The following is a 17,750-nucleotide window of genomic DNA, read 5'->3' as shown; positions in this document are numbered from 1 at the left end:
ATGACGGCCGTCGCCGAGTCCAACGCCGCCGCGATCGACAGGGCGCGGCGGGTCACCGCCGCCGAGCGGTTCGACGTGGGAACCCGGTTCGGGTCGGTGTTCCACAGCGCCGACGGGTCGTGGATGCGCGACCTGGAGGGCAACCGCGTGCTCGACGTGACCGCGGCCAGCGGCGCGCTGCTGCTGGGCAACCGGCACCCGGCCGTCGTCGAGGCCGTGGTGCGCTCGGTGCGCGACCACGGCGCGGTGTTCGCCAGCACGATCACCCCGCAGCGGTTGGAGCTGGCCGAGCGGCTGTGCGCGCGCTACCCGGCCGGGGAGAAGGCGGTCTTCTGCAAGTCCGGCTCGGAGGCGACGACCGCGGCCATCCAGATCGCGCGCGCCGCCACCGGCCGCGACCTGGTGCTGACCGCCGGGTACCACGGGTGGTTCGAGTGGCAGCGCCCCTACCGCAACATGGGCTTCGACCCGAGGACGCGGGTGGCGAACTTCGGCTACAGCGAGACCGCGCTGCGCCGGTTGCTCACCGAGTTCGGCTCGGACGTCGCCGCGGTGATCCTCACCCCCGAGCCCGCGTGGTTCGACCTCGAGTGGCACCACCGGGTGTCGCGGCTGTGCGCCGAGCACGGCGTGCTGTTCATCCTCGACGAGGTGATCACCGCGCTGCGCTGGGGGTCGCGCGGGCTCAACGGCACCGGCGGGGTGCGCGCGGACATGGTCACGATGAGCAAGGGCATCGCCAACGGGCACGCCATCGCCGCGGTCCTGGGCGGCCGGGAGCTGATGGACCACTACGACGCCGCCGGGATCGCGGGCACCTACAACCGCGAGATCACGCCCATGTTCGCCGCGCTGGCGGTGCTGGACGAGATCGAGGACGGGTCGGTGCACGAGCACTCCGAGCGGATGGGCCGCGCGCTCAAGGACGGCATGCGCGACGTGCTGGCCTCGGTCGGCATCGCCGCGCACGTCGCGGGCCCGGACATGATGTTCGACGTCGTCACCGCCTCCGAGGAGCTGTCCTGGGACATCTACGCCGCCGCGTACACCCACGGCGCGTGGTTCGAGGACAGCGGGACCCAGATGGTGACCGCCGCGTTCGGCCAGGCCGAGGTGGACCACGCGCTGGAGGCGTTCGAGAAGGGCGCCAGGCAGGTCGCCGCGCGCACCGACGTCGAGGCGGGTGAGCTGCCGGAGCGGTTGCGGAGCAAGTTCGCCCTCGACGCGTTCGGCGGGTCCCCGGTCGACACCGGGCCCGCGATGGCCCGCCTCGCCGAGACCGTCGAGCTGATCGGCCGGGGCACCCCGGGGCCGGGCACCTCGGCGACACCGGTGGTGGAGTGAACGCCCCGGCCCTGTCGCTGCCCGCGCTGCCCGGGCGGTGGCGCACGGTCGCCGTCCGGTCGTACGGGACCCGGGTGTACCGGGTCGAGGGCAAGCACACGCACTACGTCAAGACCACGCCCCCTCGGCGCGAGCAGGACCGCCGGTTCCACCCGGCGGGCGAGGCGCAGCGGTTGGAGTGGTTGCGCGGCAAGGGCTTCCCGGTTCCCGAGGTGGTGGAGGTCGGTGGTCACGACAGCCTCTCGTGGCTGGTGACACTGGCCGTGCCGGGCGTTCCAGCCTCCACTGTGGACAAGGGGCTGGTGCTGGGCCCGGTCGCGGAACTGGCGCGCGAGCTGCACGCCGTCGAGGACTGCCCGTTCGACCTGTCGCTGCCCGCCGCGCGGGCGTGGGCGGCGACGGCCACCGAACGGGGCCTGGTCGACCTCGACGACCTCGACCCGGCGCACGCCGGGTGGTCGGCGGCCGATCTGCTCGCCGAGCTCGACGCCACCCCCGCGCCCGAGGAGGACCTGGTCACCTGCCACGGCGACCTGGGCGCGGACAACGTCCTGGTCGACCCGGGCACCGGCCGGGTCACCGGGCTGATCGATGTGGGCAGGCTGGGCCGCGCCGACCGGTGGCGCGACCTGTCCCTGCTCGTGCGGGACCTCGGCCCCGGCGTCCTCACCGAGTACGGCACGGCCGAGGACGCCCAGCGCCTGCACTTCTACCTGCTGCTGGACGAGTTCTTCTGAGCTTAAGGAGCGACCATGGCGGCGACAGCGCTTCTGTTGTCCCCCCACCCGGACGACCTGGCCTGGTCGTTGGGCGGCGCGGTGCGGGGCCTGACCGAGGCGGGCGTCGGGCTGGCCGGGCAGACGTTCTTCGGCACCACCCGCTACGCGCCCGGCGACCCGGCGCACGGCACGCTCGAGGCCGTCGCGGTGCGGGCCGCGGAGGAGGACGCCTGGGCCGCGTGGGCCGGTGTGCGGCTGACCCGGCACGACCTGTCCGACGCCAGCCTGCGCGGGTACACCGACGAGACGGAGATGGGCGCCGAGCCCGCGGCCGAGGTCGTCGACTCCGCGGCGGCCCTGCTCGGCGCCGCGCTGGACGCGGTCGCCCCCGACCTCGTCCTGGCGCCGCTGGCGGTCGGCGGGCACGTCGACCACGCCGCGGTCCGCCAGGCCGTGCTGCGCGTCGCCCCGGCGGCCCCGGTGGTGTGGTACGAGGACCTCCCCTACGCCGACGGGCGGTCCGCGGCGTACGCCGCGCACACCGTCACCGTCGACCTCGGCGCGCGCTGGGCCGCGAAGGCGACCGGGGTGCACCACTTCCCCTCCCAGCTACCCGGCGAGGTGCTGCCGGTGCTGCACCGCCACGGCGAGCGGCTGTGGACCGACGACGCCGCCGCGGCGGCGCTGCTGACCGACCTGCTCGCAGGCTCGCTGGTGGCGTCGTGAGCCACATCGTCACCCTGCTCGTCGTCCTGGCCCTGATCATCACCCTGGCCCGCCTGCTGGGCGCGGGAGCGCGGCGCCTGGGTCAGCCGCCGGTGATCGGCGAGGTCCTCGCCGGGGTGCTGGTGCTGCCGCTGCTGGTCGCCACCGCGCCCGGGGCCGCGCTGTTCCCCGACGCCATCCGCTCCGACCTGTCCGTCCTGGCCAACCTCGGCGTGGCACTGTTCATGTTCGTCGTGGGCATGGAGCTCGACACCGCGACCGTGCGCAGGAGCGGCAAGACCGCCGTGGCGGTGGCGGTGAGCTGCATGGCCCTGCCCTTCGGCCTCGGCCTGCTGGTCGCGCTGGCACTGGCGGGCCGGCACGCCCCGGACGGCTCGCACACCGCGTTCCTGGTCTACTTCGCGGTCGCCATGTCGATCACCGCGTTCCCCGTGCTCGCGCGCCTGCTCACCGACCGGGGTATGCAGCGCACGGCCTCCGGGTCGCTGGCGCTGACCTCGGCCGCCATCAACGACGCGCTGGCCTGGGTGCTGCTGGCGGTGGCCGTCGCGCTGAGCGGGCAGGGCGCGGACGACCAGTGGCTGCTCGCGCTGTCGGTGCCCTACCTGGCGCTGATGCTGTGGGGGGTGCGCCCGGCGCTGGCCAAGATCATGGCCGATGACCGGGTGCTGGGGCCGGGGAAGCTCGCCGTCGTCGTGGCCGGGATGCTGCTGTCCGCGGCGTTCACCGAGTGGATCGGCCTGCACCTGATCTTCGGCGCGTTCCTCTTCGGCGTCGTCATGCCACCCAGCGGCGTGCGCCAACTGGTGCACGAGAAGGTCGCCGAGCTCAACGGCGTCCTGCTGCTGCCCATCTTCTTCATCGTCGCCGGGCTGAACATCGACCTGGGCGCGTTCACCTCGAGCGGCCTGGGCTGGCTCGCGCTCATCCTCGTGGCGGCCATCACGGGCAAGTTCCTCGGCGCCTACGCGGCGGCCAGGGCCTGCGGCTGCCCGCCACGGCAATCAGCGGTCCTGGGCACACTCATGAACACCCGCGGCCTCACCGAACTCGTCGTGCTCAGCATCGGTGTCCAAATGGGCCTGCTCACCCCACAGCTCTACACCCTCATGGTGATCATGGCCCTGGTCACCACCGCCATGGCCGCCCCGCTGCTGTCGGTGCTCTACCCGCAGCGGGTGCTGGACGCCGAACTGCGCGACCTCGGCGGCGCCGTGCGCGCCGCCACTCCCAACCCGACCGCAGACACCACCAAGTGAAGGGGAAGCATCCCATGACCGGAACCCTCGCCAAGGGCAACCTCGACACCCTCGCCCACGCCCGCCGGGTCACCGCCGCCGAGCAGTACGACATCGCCAGCCGGTACCCCGTGGTGATCGAGGCCGCCGAGGGCTCCTGGATGCGCGACGTCGAGGGCAACCGCATCCTCGACGCCACCGCCGCCAGCGGCGCGCTGCTGCTGGGCAACCGGCACCCCGCCGTGGTCGAGGCGGTCGTCGACTGCGTGCGCGAGAACGGCACCGTGTTCGCGACCACGCTGACCCCGCACCGGGTCCGGTTGGCCGACAAGCTGATCGAGCGCTACCCGGTGGAGAAGGCGGTCTTCTGCAAGACCGGCTCCGAGGCCACCAGCACCGCGATCCGGCTGGCCCGCGCCGCCACCGACCGGGAACTGGTCCTGACCTCCGGCTACCACGGCTGGCACGACTGGCAGCTCGCCTACCTCAACATGGGCTTCGAGCCGCGCACCCGGGTGGTCAACTTCGGCTACAACGAGACCGCGCTGGCCCGGCTGCTCGAGGAGTTCGCCGACGACATCGCCTGCGTGTTCGTCACCCCCGAGCCCGCCTGGTTCGACGTCGACTACTACCAGCGGCTGTCGAAGCTCTGCGCCGACCACGGCGTGCTGTTCGCCTTGGACGAGGTGATCACCGGCTTCCGCTGGGGCACCAGGGGTCTGGCGGGCACGAACGGCGTCCCGGTCGACCTGATGACGATCAGCAAGGGCCTGGGCAACGGGCACAGCATCTCCTCGGTGCTGGGCAAGGCCGACGTCATCAACGCCTACGACAAGGCGGGCATCTGCGGCACCTACACCCGCGAGGTGGTGCCGATGGCCGCGGCGCTGGCGGTGCTGGACACGATGGCGGACGGCTCGGTGTACGAGCGCACCGCCGAGGTGGGCACCCGGCTGCGCACGGGCATGGCCGACATCCTCGCCGCGGCGGGCGTGCCCGCGCTGGTGGCGGGCCCGCCGATGCTGTTCGACGTCGTGCTCGACTCCGACGAGCTGACCAGGGACATCTTCCGGGCCGCGTTCGACAACGGCGTCTACTTCGACGACGGCGGCACGCAGATGATCACGGCCGCGTGGGGCGACGACGAGGTCGACTTCGCGCTCGGGGCGTTCGACAAGGCCGTGGCCACGGTGCTGGCGGCGGGTGGGCACCGGCCGAGCGAGGTCACCGAGGCCCGGCGCCTGCAGTTCGCCACCGAGGCGTTCGGCGGCGCGCTGGTCGACGACGCCGCACTGCTGGCCAAGATCGATGAGACGGTCGCCGCCATCGCCGCCCGCGAGCGCGGCGAGGTGGGGGCCGCCCCGAAGCCGTGCGGGTGAGACCGTTCACCGTCTCGATCGATGAGGCGGTGCTGGCCGACCTGCGGGCCAGGCTCCGCGCCGCCCGGTGGCCGACCCCGGCCCCGGGCGCGCCCTGGTCGCAGGGGACCGACCTGGCCTTCCTGCGCGAGGTGGTCGACCACTGGGCGAACCGGTTCGACTGGCGGGCGCGGCAAGCGTGGCTGAACGGCTTCGAGCACAGCACGGCGCTGGTGGGCGATGTGGACGTCCACTTCGTCCACCAGCGCGCCGTGTCCGGCCACGGCCGGGTCCCGCTGCTGCTCACCCACGGCTGGCCCAGCACGTTCACCGAGCTGCTGCCGCTGGTGGCCCCGCTCACCGACCCGGTGGCGCACGGGATCCCGGGCCCGGGTTTCGACCTGGTCATCCCGTCGCTGCCGGGGTACGGCTTCACCCCGCGCCCGCCCCGGCGGCACACGATGGCCGACACGGCGGACCTGTGGCACGCGTTGATGACCGGTCTCGGCCACGACCGCTACGCCGCGCACGGCGGCGACTTCGGCGCGGGCGTGGCCACGTTCCTGGGCCTGCGCCACGGCCCGTCGCTGATCGGGCTGCACCTGGGCAACCTGGAGCTCGACCCGTGGCTCGGCTCGGAGCTGACCGGGCCGGAGCGGGACCTGGTCGCGGCCGAGGCGGACTTCGTCGAGCGCGAGGGCGGCTACCACCTCGTCCAGGAGACGAAACCGCAGACCCTCGGCTACGCGCTGGCCGACTCCCCCGTCGGGCTGGCCGCCTGGGTCCTGGAGAAGTGGCGGGCCTGGTCCGACTGCGACGGCGACCTCACCAGCCGCTTCGCCCTCGACGACCTGCTGACCACCCTGACCCTGTTCTGGGCGACCAACACCATCACCGACTCCATGCGCGACTTCCACGACAACCGCGACCTGTACGAGCTGACCAGTGCCGACCGGGTGCGGGTCCCCACCGCGGTGGCCCTGTTCTGGCGGGAGTTCGCCCACCAGGGCAAGGTCCCCAGGACCTGGGCCGAACGCCTCTACGACGTCCGGCGCTGGACGGAGATGCCCCGGGGCGGCCACTTCCCGGCGATGGAGGAGCCGGACCTGCTCGCCCGCGACATCGCGGCGTTCTTCGCCGAGCTGACTAGGACGACCTAGGGAGTGAGGGTCCTGCGCTCCACGTGACCCGCGCTCGTGACCACGGTGAGCGGCGCGACGTCCTTGGCGATCACCGCGCCCGCGCCGATGACCGCACCGCGGCCGACGGTGACGCCGGGCGCGATCGTGGCGTTGGCCCCGATCCAGACGTCGGACTCGATCACTATCGGGGCGGTGGTGATCCCGTCGTAGCGCTGGGCCGGGGCGACCGGGTGCCCGGCGGTGCTGAGCGTCACCCCCGGCCCGATCATCGTGCGGTCGCCGACCGTGATGCCCCCGATGTCGTAGAACGAGCAGTTCTGGTTGACGAAGACGTGCTCACCGAGTCGGATCTTGAGTCCGTGGTCGCAGTAGAACGGTGGGTAGATCGTGACGCTCGCGGGAAGCGGCTCGCCGAGGATCTGGCTCAGCAAGGCGGCGCGCCCCGCGCCGTCCGCGAACGGCAGCACGTTCAACCTCGATGTCAGGTCGAGGACCACCTGGACCCGGTCGGCGATGGCGCGCGACCGCGGGGTTCGCCGTGCGATGAGCTGGTCGTCGTTCATCGCACGGCTGCCGTCCGAACGGTCTCGTCCACCGGATCATCTTCTCAGACGCGGCTCGCCTGCCTGCCGCGGACGGCCGTCATCCCCGCTACCGCCAGCCGAGCTCCGGTGCCACGTGGGTGAGGATGCTCTCCAGCAGGTGGGCGTTGTAGTCGACCCCGAGCTGGTTGGGGATGGTCAGCAGCAGCGTGTCCGCGGCCTGGATGGCCTCATCGGCCTTCAGCGCCCGCACCAGCTCGTCCGGCTCGCCCGCGTACGAGCGCCCGAAGATGGCCCTGGTCGTCTCGTCGATCATGCCGACCTGGTCGCGGGAGGCGCGGTCGCGGCCGAAGTAGGCGCGGTCGAGGTCGGTGGTCAGCGCGAAGACGCTGCGGCTGACCGACACCCGGGGCTCGCGCGGGTGTCCGGCCTCCGCCCACGCGGCGCGGTAGGCCTCGATCTGCTTGCGCTGCTGGACGTGCAGCGGCTCACCCGTCTCATCGTCCTTGAGCGTGGAGCTCTGCAGGTTCATGCCGAGCTTGGCGGCCCAGACACCGGTGGCGTTCGAGCTGGAACCCCACCAGACGCGCTCGCGCAGCCCCTCGGAGTAGGGCTCGAGCCGCAGCAGCCCCGGCGGGTTGGCGAACATCGGCCTCGGGTTCGGCTGGGCGAAACCCTCCCCCTCGATCACCTGGAGGAACTTCTCGGCGTGCCGCCGGGCCATGTCCGCGTCGGTCTCCCCCTCGGCCGGGACGTGTCCGAAGTGGCGCCACCCGTCGATCACCTGCTCGGGCGACCCCCGGCTGATGCCGAGCTGGAGCCTGCCCCCCGAGATGAGGTCGGCGGCCCCGGTGTCCTCGGCCATGTACAGCGGGTTCTCGTAGCGCATGTCGATGACACCGGTGCCGACCTCGATCTTCGAGGTGCGCGCCCCGATCGCCGCGAGCAGCGGGAACGGGCTGCCCGCCTGCCGCGCGAAGTGGTGCACCCGGAAGTACGCGCCGTCGACCCCGAGCTCCTCGGCGGCCACCGCCAGGTCGATCGACTGGCGCAGGAAGTCCCCGGCCGAGCGGGTCTGGGAGTGCGCGTCCGGCGACCAGTGGCCGAACGAGAGGAAACCAATCTTCTTCACCCCACCTGCAGCGCCTGCGGGCCGGTGTTGATTCCCAGCACCAGGTCGGGTGTGACACACCTGGTCTGGTGCGCCTGCTCAGATCAGGTTCGCCCGGCGGTAGATGGCCACGGCGGGCCGGGTGAGCAGGCCGCAGGAGTGCAGGAAGTCCATCAGTCCGGCGCAACTGGACCGCAGGACCGCCTTGCGGTGCTCGTTCGCCGCGGCCTCCCGCACGGCCCTGGCGACGTCCAGGCCCGCCGTCCGGTAGACCTTCCGGCTGACCATCCCCTCCACGATGTAGAAGGCCACCGACGCGATCACGACAGCGCTGGCGTGCCGCCGGGCGGTGGAGGCGGTGGACAGCCGGTCCCGCGTCTCGGCGCGGGCGAACTTCATGTGCCGGGATTCCTCGACCACGTGGATGTTGTTGACCGTGCGCACCAGGGGCAGCACCCGCTCGTCGCACATGCTGGCGCGTTGCAGCACGTCAAGCACCTCTTCGGCGACGAGGATCGCCGCGTAGGCCGCCTCTCCCCCGGCCATCGCGGCGAACCAGCGCCCCGCTCGCACCGCGGCGGGGTGCGGGCGGTAGCGGGGGGCGCGGAGCTTGGCCACCGAGCGGGCGAACATGATCGAGTGCCTGCACTCGTCGGCGACCTCGGTCAGCGCCCACTGGAAGTTCGGGTCGGTCGGGTCGGCGGCGTAGAAGTCGCGCAGCACGATCTGCTGCAGGACCGTCTCGAACCAGATGCCGGTGGAGAAGATCGACGCGATCTCCTGCCGGGTCAGCTCCTTGCGCTGGTCCTCGTCCATCTCCGACCAGTACCGCGTGCCGAACAGCGCGCTCCACTCCGGGCTCAAGCCGTAGTAGGAGGTGTCCAGGGGAGCGTCCCAGTCGACCTCGAGCAGCGGGTCGAGGGACAGCACGGCCGACGAATCGAGCAGTCGGCGGGCGGCGCGCTCCCGTTCGGCGGCGCTGTGGTGCACGCTGGTCATTCCCGACTCCTCGGCTTGGATGGGCGGTGGCTTCACGAAGAGACGCTCAGCGTTACACTCGATGCTTCGACTGTAAGAAGTTCGGCGGCGAGTGTCAAGCATTTCGTTACAACCCACTGTCGATGTGTAACGTGAGGATGGGATGGGAAGCGTCCGCCAGGCCAAGGCCGAGCAACAGCGGGAGACGATCCTCGACGCGGCGATGACCTGCCTGGTCCGCGGCGGCCTGCGGTCCGACCGCCTGCTGTCGGCCATCGCCCGCGAGGCGGGGATCTCCCGGCCGACCCTGTACCGGTACTTCGACGACTACGCGGCCATCCGCGACGCGCTGACCCAGCGGGAGCTGGCGAGCCTGGTCGAGCGGCTGCTCCCGCTCGCCGACGAGCTGACCTGGGACGCGGAGTCGTTCGGCAACCTGATCGGCTTCATCGTCACCTTCGTGCGCGACCACCCGCTGTTCAACGCCGCGCCGCCCGACGGGCACGGCACCCTCCCCGCCCAGTTCGCGGGCCAGGCGTTCCTGCCGCTGCGCTACGCCATGTCGCTGCTCAAGCCGCGCATCGAGCAGCGCATCGCCGACGGCGCGATCCCGCCGATCGACATCGACTTCGCCGCCGACCTGTTCGGCCGGATCATCCTGTCGTTCACCTTCACCAACGGCCTGGTCCAGATCGACACGGCCGACGACCTGCGCGACTACCTCAAGCGCGCGGTGACCATGGTGATGGGCATGGCGGTCACCGCCCCCTGACGGTCAAGCCCGGCCCGCGTGGTGGGCGATGATGGCGCGGGCGTTGAGCGCGGTCTGCACCTGCCCGGCGAGGCCCTCGGCGACGCCGATGCTGCGCTGTCGCAGGATCGCGATGGTGGCGACGTCGACGAGGGCCTGGCCCAGGTGCGCCGACGTCGGGCGCACGCCCGCGGGCTCGGCGCCGAACAGCTCCAGCAGTTCGGCCTTGTCCGACGGGGCCGCGGCCACCCGCACACCGCCGCGCCGGTCCCGGAGCAGCACGCCCGCGGCGTCCACCTCGAGCAGGTCCACGCAGTGCTCGACGAGGACGTGCGGGAACTCGCTGGGATCGAAGTCGTCGACCATGGTGTCCGCGAGGCTCACGAACGCGCGGGCCACGCGGCGTTCCCTGAGCGCCACCGCGTCGTCGGACCCGGCCGCTCCGGGCGTCTGCTGTGGATCGCCGCGCATCGCGGTGACCGCCTCTCCGTCCAGCCGAACACGGCGCTCGACGGCGCCTGCGGCGTCGGCGAGCGGCAACGCGCCAACCGACCGACCCGAGCCTGCCTCGGTGTGCGCGATCCCAGCACACCAGACCGACCGGGGCGAGAGCGCACCGGGACCCAGCTCACCGGCCCCGCACAGGACCGCCCGGCCGATCACTCGCGGATCGGCCGGGCGGTCTGGTGGTGGCGGTCAGACGAGGTCGAACCGGTCCAGGTCCATGACCTTGGTCCACGCGGCGACGAAGTCGGCCACGAACCGGCGCTGCGCGCCCTCGCCCGCGTAGACCTCGGCGATCGCGCGCAACTGGGAGTTGGAGCCGAAGACGAGGTCGACCGCGGTCGCGGTCCACTTCAGCTCGTCGGTGGCCGAGTCGCGGATCTCGTAGACGTGCTCGGTCTCCGACCCCGTCCAGCGGGTCCCGGGGGACAGCAGGTTGGTGAAGAAGTCGTTGCTGAGCACGCCGGGGCGGTCAGTGAGGACGCCGTGCCCGGCGCCGTCGTGGTTGGCCCCGAGGGAGCGCAGGCCGCCGACGAGCGCGGTCATCTCCGGCGCGGTCAGGTCGAGCATGTAGGCGCGTTCGACCAGCAGCACCTCCGGCCGGAGCTTCTCGCCCGCACGCAGGTAGTTGCGGAACCCGTCGGCGCGCGGCTCCAGCACGGCGAACGACTCGACGTCGGTGTCGTCCTGGGCGGCGTCGGTGCGGCCGGGGTGGAACGGCACGGTCAGCTCGACACCGGCCTCGGCCGCCGCCTTCTCGACCGCCGCCGAACCGGCCAACACGATCAGGTCGGCGAGGGAGATCTTCGCGCCGCCCGCGTCGTTGAACTCCCGCTGGACGCCCTCGAGGGTCTCCAGGACCGCGGCGAGCTGCTCGGGCTGGTTGACCTCCCAACCGCGCTGGGGCTCCAGGCGGATGCGGGCGCCGTTGGCCCCGCCGCGCTTGTCGGTGGAGCGGAAGCTCGCCGCCGACGCCCAGGCGGTGGTGACCAACTGGGCGGTCGTGAGCCCGGAGTCGAGCACCTTGGCCTTGAGGGCGGCGATGTCGTCGTCGCCCACGAGCTCGTGGTCGACGGCGGGCACGGGGTCCTGCCAGAGCTGCGGCTCGGCGACCCACGGGCCCAGGAAGCGGCTGACCGGGCCCATGTCGCGGTGCAGCAGCTTGTACCAGGCCTTGGCGAAGGCCAGCGCGAACTCGTCGGGGTTGTCCAGGAAGCGGCGCGAGATCCGCTCGTAGGCGGGGTCGACGCGCAGCGCCAGGTCCGTCGTGAGCATGGTCGGCCTGTGCTTCTTCGACGGGTCGTGGGCGTCGGGGATGATCGCCTCGGCGTCCTTGGCGACGTACTGCTTGGCCCCGCCCGGGCTCGTCGTCAGCTCCCACTCGTAGCCGAAGAGGATCTCGAAGAAGCGGTTGCTCCACTGCGTCGGCACGTCGGTCCACGTCACCTCGAGACCGCTGGTGATCGTGTCCGCGCCCTTGCCGGTGCCGTGCGTGCTCAGCCAGCCCAGCCCCTGGTTCTCCAGCGGCGCGCCCTCGGGCTCCGGGCCGACGTGGTCGTCGGCGATGCCCGCCCCGTGGGTCTTGCCGAAGGTGTGGCCACCCGCGATGAGGGCGACGGTCTCCTCGTCGTTCATCGCCATCCTGGCGAAGGTCTCCCGGATGAAGTGGGCCGCCGAGGCCGGGTCGGCGTTGCCGCGCGGGCCCTCGGGGTTGACGTAGATGAGGCCCATCTCGGTGGCGCCGACGTCGGCCACCATCTCGGTGTCGCCCGCGTAGCGCTCGTCGCCCAGCCAGGTGTCCTCCGGGCCCCAGAAGATCTCCTCCGGCTCCCAGACGTCCGCACGGCCGAACCCGAAGCCGAAGGTCTTGAAGCCCATCGACTCCAGGGCGACGTTGCCCGCGAGCACGAGCAGGTCGGCCCACGACACCTGCTGGCCGTACTTCTGCTTGACCGGCCACAGCAGCCGCCGAGCCTTGTCCAGGTTGGCGTTGTCCGGCCAGCTGTTGAGCGGGGCGAAGCGCTGGCCACCGTCACCCGCGCCGCCCCGGCCGTCGTGGATGCGGTAGGTGCCCGCGGCGTGCCAGCTCAGCCGGATCATCAGCCCGCCGTAGTGGCCGAAGTCGGCGGGCCACCAGTCCTGCGAGGTGGTGAGCACCTCGGTGATGTCGCGCTTGAGGGCCTCGACGTCGAGCCCGGCGAACTCCTTGGCGTAGCTGAACCCCTCGCCCAGCGGGTTGCCCTTGGACGAGTGGGAGTGCAGCACCGACAGCTCGAGCTGGTCGGGCCACCAGTCCCGGTTCGTGCGCGGCCGGCCCCCGGTCTTCGGCGTCGGCGAGTCGATCGCCGGGTTCTCGCTCTCGCTGCCGTGCGCGGTCACCGAGTCGGGCGCGACCGGGCACCCGGCCGCGGCCTTGTCATCCACGCCCTGGGCGCTGGACGGGGGTGTTGTGCTGGGGTCGCTCATGTGTTCTGTTGCGTCCTTTCCGAACCTGCGGATCATCAGGTGGTGCGTTCGGCCGCGCAGCCGGGGCAGGTGCCCCAGTAGACGACCTCGGCCTCGTCGACCACGAACCCGTGGTCGTCGGAGGCGGTGAGACAGGGGCTGTGTCCGACAGCGCAATCGACGTCCGCGATCGCACCGCAGGAACGGCACACGATGTGGTGGTGGTTGTCGCCCACCCGGAGCTCGTACCGGGCGGTCGTCCCGGCGGGCTGGATGCGCCGCACCAACCCGGCCCCGGTCAGCGCCCGCAACACGTCGTAGACCGTCTGGTGCGACACCGTCGGGTGGTCGACCCGCACCAGCGCGATCACCTTGTCCGTGTCGACGTGCGGCTGATCGCGCAGCGCGGTGAGCACGGCCAGCCTCGGACGGGTCACCCGCAACGACACCGACCGCAACTGCGCCTCGAATTCAGCCATCACACCGCAACTGTAGGCCTTATCTGGAACCTTTCAAGTCGAACCGGGGTCCGCCCCGTCGTTCAGGCCCGCACCGGGAGGATGACGCGGGACGCGCTGAGGTCGATGGCGCGGTGGGAGGGCGCCAGGTCGGTGGAGGTGGCGGGGTCCTGGCCGGTGCCGAGGTTGCGGTCGAAGCGGGGGAACGACCCGCCCGCCACGACCAGGCGGATGCGGGAGCCCGGGGTGAAGCGGTGGGCGATGTCGTCGAGGCGCAGGCGGACGGGGTCGGCCGGGGTGTGCGGGTCGAGGCGGAGGAAGGCCTCGGTGACGTTGCGGGAGGCGCCGCTGGGGCCGACCTCGCTGATGCGGACGAACAGGTCGGTGTGCGGATTGTCACTGGTGTGCGCGAGTTCGACCACGGGCGCGCCCAGGACCTCGAGGGACTCGGTGAGGACCGGGCCGGTGAAGGTGAGGACGTCGGCGCGGGTGGCCAGTGCGGTGTCGTCGGTGTAGCCGCCCTCGGGGACGCCCAGGAGGCGGCCGCCGACCGTGGGGGTGGGGTCGGCGGGGTCGAAGGTGAACGTGGCGGGCGGGGCGCCCGCGGGAGCCGGGGTGGCGCCCAGGCCGCCGCCGGGGAGGGGGTGCAGCACCCGGTCGACCGCGGGGGGCGGCCACTGCGGCAGGTCCAGCCACCGGTCGGCCCCGGTGACGTGCACGCGCACCGCCTCGGGCCGGGTCCGCTCCCCCGTGCGGGCGAGGTGCTCGGCGAGCCAGTCGAGGGCCTCGGGGAGCGTCGTGGACGACCCCTTCACCATCGAGCCGACGTGGGTCCACGGGCCAACGGTCATCGCCACCCGCACCCCTCGGCCGCGCAGGGTCCGGTACTGCTCGAGGGTCTGTTCGAGGAACAGGTCCTGCCACCCGGTCTGCAACAGGACGGGCACCCGCACCCGGTCGAGCGCGGGCCCGAGCCGCATGGGCGACCAGTACGGGTCGGCGCGGTCCCGGTGCGTCGCCCACTGGCGGTACCAGGGCGCCCGCCCCGCGGTCAGCTCGTCGATGCTGTCGGCGACGGGGAGACCGGCCATGGCCCCCGTGCGGCGTCGCCGCCGCGTCACCACCCGGGACAGCTTGGCCCAGGAGGCGGGCTGCTCCTGGTGGACCACCTGGTCGCTCCACGACAGTGCGGTGTCGAGGGCGAACCCGCCGCCGGGGTACATGGTGCCGCTCATGTCGTGCGGGGCGATCTGGAGGATGGCGGTGGCCAACTCCGGGGGCGGGTCCATGAGCAGCGCCCACTGGGTGAACGCGCCGTAGGAGCCGCCGTAGGTGGCGAACCGCCCGTCGAACCACGGTTGCCCCCGCAGCCACGCCACCGTGTCCGCGGCGTCGTCGACCTCGCTGGTGAACGGCTCGAACTCCCCGCCCGAACCGAACGTGCCCCGGCACCGGGCGAGGACGACGTGGTAGCCGCGGGTCGCGAAAGGACTGCCGGACAGGGCCGTGGTCGCCGTGCCGAACCCGTACGGCAGGCGCACGAGCACCGTGCCCGAGGCGGGGCCGTCGGGGGCGAGGTGGTCGGCGAGCAGCACCGCCCCGTCCCGCATGGGGATGCGCACGTCCCGGGTGACCGTGTAGTCGCCGGCAGGCGGGGGCAGCTTGTAGATCCTGTCCACCGCCGCGTCGACCAGGCGCTGGCCGAGCGATCGGCGGACGGGCTTGGTGGGACTGGGCACCGGGCCTCCGGGGTGTGAGCTGCCGTGCCCGCACGCTAGAGCTGGTTCGCCGACCGCCGCAACCTCACCGCCCGCTTCGCGAAATCGGGCCCGGCGCCCACCGCGTCCGGGCTAGGTTGGACCGATCCCCGGTTCACTCGCTTGAGGAGCGACGTTTGTCCGTGACGCCGAATGAGACCGTTGTGCCGATGCTGCCGTGCGTCCTGCCCGAGGAGACGCTGGCGTTCTGGAGGGCTCTGGGGTTCTCGGTCACCTACGAGCAGCACAAGCCGTACCTGTACCTGTCGTTGCACTGGAGTGGGTTCGACCTGCACTACAAGCGGGCCCCGAAGGGGGCCGACCCGGCGGCGGAGGACACCGGCGGGTGCCTGGTGCTGGTGGACTCCGTGGCGGCCTACCACGCCGCGTTCACGGCGGCGATGCGGGCCGAGTACGGGAAGGTGCTGGCCAAGGGGCTGCCGAGGATCACCCGGTACCGGCCGGGGGCGTCGCGGTTCACGGTGATGGACCCGTCGGGGAACTCGGTCATCTTCATCCAGCGGGACCAGGTGGAGGAGGTGGAGTACGGCGGGTCGGCGTCGCTCTCGGGACTGGCGAAGGTCCTCGACAACGCCCGCATCCTGCTGGAGTTCAAGACAGACCCCCAGGCCACCTACCGCGCTCTCAACTCCGGTCTGCGCAGGCACGGTGGGACAGCGCCCGCGGTGGAGCGAGCGACCGCGCTGGCGCTGCTGATCGAGCTGGCCGAGACCGTGGACCAGCTCGACCGCGTCCCGGAGTGGGGCGCCGCCCTGAGCGCCCTCCCGCTCACCGACGCCGAACGCGACCAGGTGAGGTCGACCGTCGCCGACCCCGCCGTCCTCACACCCTGGCTGGGGTCCGACTAGAACACGGGGCGCCCGTGCGGCGGTGAGAGTGGACGCCGAGGTGCGCCCACGATCAGCGACCCCGACCGCCCGAGGAGGGCCACATGCGACATCGAGTGGGTTCGGCCGGGCCACTGGTGGCGCTGTTCGCGGCTGCCGCCGTCGTGCACTTGGCGGCTCAGCTCGCCGGCGCGGGGATGGTCGCCGCGGTCAGCCAGTGGTCGCTGATGCCCCTGCTCGCGGCGGCGTTCGTGGCCGCGGCGGGCGTCAAGCGGCTCGTGCTGCTCGCGCTGGGCTTCTCCTGGCTGGGCGACACCGTCCCCGCCCTGTTCACCGACGACACCCGGTTCCTGGCCATGGTCGGCCTCTTCCTGTGCGCGCAGGTGGCCTACATCGCGGCGTTCCTCCCGTCCTGGCGCCGTTCCGCCCTGCGCCGACCCGCCCTGCTGGCGTACCTCGCCGCGTTCGCGGGCCTGCTGGCGGCCTGCGCGCCGGGCGCGGGCGGGTTGCTGGGCCCGGTGATCGTCTACGGGGTGTGCCTGGCGCTCATGGCCGTGCTGGCGACCGGTGTCCACCCGCTCACGGGCATCGGCGGAGCGCTGTTCTTCGTCTCCGACGGCCTCATCGCGCTCGACGCGTTCGCGAGCTGGTACGCGCCGCCGGTGCCGGGGTTCTGGGTGATGCTGACCTACGCCACCGGCCAGGCGTTGATCGTCGCGGGCATCGTCCGCGCGCGCCGGGCGCTAGGGTTTGCCGCGTGACCGCGTCGACACAAGACATCGTCCGGCATGCGGCCAAGGCCCTGCACGGTGGCGCGCGGCTCGAACTGGGGCGGTTGTCCGGGGAGCTGGGGATCTCGCGGGCCACGTTGTTCCGCCGCGTGGGCAACCGGGACGACTTGCTGGGGGCCGCGCTGTCGCTGCTGTCCGATCGCACTTGGGACGCGGCCCTCCGGCGGTGGCGGGATGGTCGCGGCGAGGCGGTGCGGGACGAGGCGGGGCGGTTGCGCTGCCTGGCGGTCATGGAGGACTACCGGCGCGCGGTGGCGGCCGACGAGGGGCTGCGGAAGCTGATAGACACCGAACCGGTGGTGGCGATGCGGGTGTTGACCGACCCCCGCGGGCGTGTGCAGCCGGAGGTGGTGCGGGCGCACGCGGCGTTGTTCCGGGCCGACGTGGCCGAGGCGGGTTTGCGGCCGCTGGTGGGGATCGACGACCTGAGTTTCGCGGTGGTGCGGCTGGGCGAGTCGTTCCTCTACGCCGACGCGCTGGCGTCGCGGACCGTCGACCTGGACGTGGCCACGACGTTGTTGGACGCACTGGTCAACGGCGCGCTGGAGCGCTGAGCGGGCGCTCACTCGATCGGCCGATGGTGAAACATTTCCCCATAATGTTTCACTGAGGTGGCCTGCTCCCCAGCGCACCCCACCCGAGCGAAAGGTCAACGATGACCACACTCGCCAACGCACCCACCGCACCCCGCCGCCTGGCCAGGTTCGGCGCCCCGATCGCCGTCGCACTGGCCCTGGTCGCGAGTGTCACCACGGCGACGGCCGCCCCCGCGGCCGACAACCCCTACCAGCGCGGCCCGGACCCGACGGTGTCCAGCATCGAGGCGCCCACCGGCAGCTTCTCCGTCGCCACCTCGAGCGTGTCACGCTCAGCGGCAAACGGTTTCGGCGGCGGCACGATCTACTACCCGACCAGCACCGCGCAGGGCACCTTCGGCGCGGTCGCGATCTCCCCCGGGTTCACCGCGCTGGAGTCGAGCATCTCCTGGCTGGGACGGCGGCTGGCCTCCCAGGGCTTCGTGGTCTTCACCATCGACAC

General features: G+C 72.3%; 18 protein-coding genes. 11 read left to right on the top strand and 7 right to left on the bottom strand.

Annotated features, from left to right (window positions below):
* From GCL84_RS11890 to GCL84_RS11865, 6 genes are read left to right on the top strand one after another with little or no spacing between them, the layout of a single operon-like run.
* Window positions 1-1,344: an aminotransferase class III-fold pyridoxal phosphate-dependent enzyme gene (locus GCL84_RS11890; protein ID WP_156755498.1), complete on the top strand. Its 1,344-nt coding sequence runs from the start codon at window positions 1-3 to the stop codon at window positions 1,342-1,344.
* The gene (locus tag GCL84_RS11885) at window positions 1,341-2,081 is read left to right on the top strand and encodes an aminoglycoside 3'-phosphotransferase (RefSeq protein WP_156755497.1); all 741 of its coding nucleotides are present in this window, start codon (window positions 1,341-1,343) and stop codon (window positions 2,079-2,081) included. Before GCL84_RS11890 ends, GCL84_RS11885 begins: the two co-directional genes overlap by 4 nt.
* A 15-nt stretch (window positions 2,082-2,096) precedes the next feature.
* A complete protein-coding gene (locus tag GCL84_RS11880) occupies window positions 2,097-2,789 on the top strand; it encodes a PIG-L deacetylase family protein (RefSeq protein WP_156755496.1) in 693 nt (230 codons plus the stop codon).
* Complete coding sequence (locus tag GCL84_RS11875) at window positions 2,786-4,048, top strand: cation:proton antiporter domain-containing protein (RefSeq protein WP_235926167.1); 1,263 nt, start codon at window positions 2,786-2,788, stop codon at window positions 4,046-4,048. The genes GCL84_RS11880 and GCL84_RS11875 overlap by 4 nt, the downstream gene beginning before the upstream one ends.
* Before the next feature lie 14 nt (window positions 4,049-4,062).
* Window positions 4,063-5,406 carry an aminotransferase class III-fold pyridoxal phosphate-dependent enzyme gene (locus tag GCL84_RS11870; protein ID WP_156755494.1) on the top strand — a complete coding sequence of 448 codons (1,344 nt, stop codon included), beginning with the start codon at window positions 4,063-4,065 and terminating at the stop codon, window positions 5,404-5,406.
* The gene (locus GCL84_RS11865; protein ID WP_197523183.1) at window positions 5,403-6,545 is read left to right on the top strand and encodes an epoxide hydrolase family protein; all 1,143 of its coding nucleotides are present in this window, start codon (window positions 5,403-5,405) and stop codon (window positions 6,543-6,545) included. Before GCL84_RS11870 ends, GCL84_RS11865 begins: the two co-directional genes overlap by 4 nt.
* Here the strand turns inward: GCL84_RS11865 and GCL84_RS30805 are convergent.
* From GCL84_RS30805 to GCL84_RS11850, 3 genes are all read right to left on the bottom strand, one after another.
* Window positions 6,542-7,090, bottom strand: coding sequence for a sugar O-acetyltransferase (locus tag GCL84_RS30805; RefSeq protein ID WP_156755492.1), 549 nt, complete (start codon window positions 7,088-7,090; stop codon window positions 6,542-6,544). The genes GCL84_RS11865 and GCL84_RS30805 overlap by 4 nt on opposite strands.
* 88 nt (window positions 7,091-7,178) lie before the next feature.
* The gene (locus GCL84_RS11855) at window positions 7,179-8,201 is read right to left on the bottom strand and encodes an LLM class flavin-dependent oxidoreductase (protein ID WP_156755491.1); all 1,023 of its coding nucleotides are present in this window, start codon (window positions 8,199-8,201) and stop codon (window positions 7,179-7,181) included.
* Between the two features lie 78 nt (window positions 8,202-8,279).
* Window positions 8,280-9,179, bottom strand: a complete 900-nt coding sequence (locus GCL84_RS11850; protein WP_156755490.1) for an AurF N-oxygenase family protein — start codon at window positions 9,177-9,179, stop codon at window positions 8,280-8,282.
* Between the two features lie 142 nt (window positions 9,180-9,321).
* Here GCL84_RS11850 and GCL84_RS11845 point away from each other — a divergent pair, with 142 nt between their 5' ends.
* A complete protein-coding gene (locus GCL84_RS11845) occupies window positions 9,322-9,930 on the top strand; it encodes a TetR/AcrR family transcriptional regulator (protein ID WP_156755489.1) in 609 nt (202 codons plus the stop codon).
* A gap of 3 nt (window positions 9,931-9,933) precedes the next feature.
* Here the strand turns inward: GCL84_RS11845 and GCL84_RS11840 are convergent, their stop codons facing one another.
* The 4 genes from GCL84_RS11840 to GCL84_RS11825 all read right to left on the bottom strand — a co-directional run bounded on the left by GCL84_RS11840 (window position 9,934) and on the right by GCL84_RS11825 (window position 15,055).
* Complete coding sequence (locus GCL84_RS11840) at window positions 9,934-10,449, bottom strand: hypothetical protein (RefSeq protein ID WP_156755488.1); 516 nt, start codon at window positions 10,447-10,449, stop codon at window positions 9,934-9,936.
* Window positions 10,450-10,605: 156 nt separating this feature from the next.
* Window positions 10,606-12,879: a catalase/peroxidase HPI gene (gene katG / locus GCL84_RS11835; RefSeq protein WP_156755487.1), complete on the bottom strand. Its 2,274-nt coding sequence runs from the start codon at window positions 12,877-12,879 to the stop codon at window positions 10,606-10,608.
* Window positions 12,880-12,914: 35 nt separating this feature from the next.
* Window positions 12,915-13,337, bottom strand: a complete 423-nt coding sequence (locus GCL84_RS11830) for a Fur family transcriptional regulator (RefSeq protein ID WP_156755486.1) — start codon at window positions 13,335-13,337, stop codon at window positions 12,915-12,917.
* 62 nt (window positions 13,338-13,399) lie between these two features.
* A complete protein-coding gene (locus tag GCL84_RS11825; RefSeq protein ID WP_197523182.1) occupies window positions 13,400-15,055 on the bottom strand; it encodes a CocE/NonD family hydrolase in 1,656 nt (551 codons plus the stop codon).
* 161 nt (window positions 15,056-15,216) lie between these two features.
* On the opposite strand from GCL84_RS11825, the gene GCL84_RS11820 reads away from it, so the two are divergent.
* From GCL84_RS11820 to GCL84_RS11805, 4 genes are all read left to right on the top strand, one after another.
* Window positions 15,217-15,942: a VOC family protein gene (locus GCL84_RS11820; protein WP_197523181.1), complete on the top strand. Its 726-nt coding sequence runs from the start codon at window positions 15,217-15,219 to the stop codon at window positions 15,940-15,942.
* Window positions 15,943-16,025: 83 nt separating this feature from the next.
* Window positions 16,026-16,682 (top strand): lysoplasmalogenase, encoded by a 657-nt coding sequence (locus GCL84_RS11815; RefSeq protein WP_156755485.1) that lies wholly within the window; start codon window positions 16,026-16,028, stop codon window positions 16,680-16,682.
* Window positions 16,679-17,266 carry a QsdR family transcriptional regulator gene (locus GCL84_RS11810; RefSeq protein WP_156755484.1) on the top strand — a complete coding sequence of 196 codons (588 nt, stop codon included), beginning with the start codon at window positions 16,679-16,681 and terminating at the stop codon, window positions 17,264-17,266. Before GCL84_RS11815 ends, GCL84_RS11810 begins: the two co-directional genes overlap by 4 nt.
* 101 nt (window positions 17,267-17,367) lie before the next feature.
* On the top strand, window positions 17,368-17,750 hold a 383-nt coding region (locus tag GCL84_RS11805; RefSeq protein WP_456236899.1), incomplete at its 3' end, for a poly(ethylene terephthalate) hydrolase family protein.

It is taken from the genome of Actinokineospora pegani, from assembly GCF_009745975.1.
Taxonomy (GTDB): Bacteria; Actinomycetota; Actinomycetes; order Mycobacteriales; family Pseudonocardiaceae; genus Actinokineospora; species Actinokineospora pegani.
Note: the sequence above shows the minus strand (reverse complement) of the source record. Positions and strands in the feature narration are given on the sequence as shown.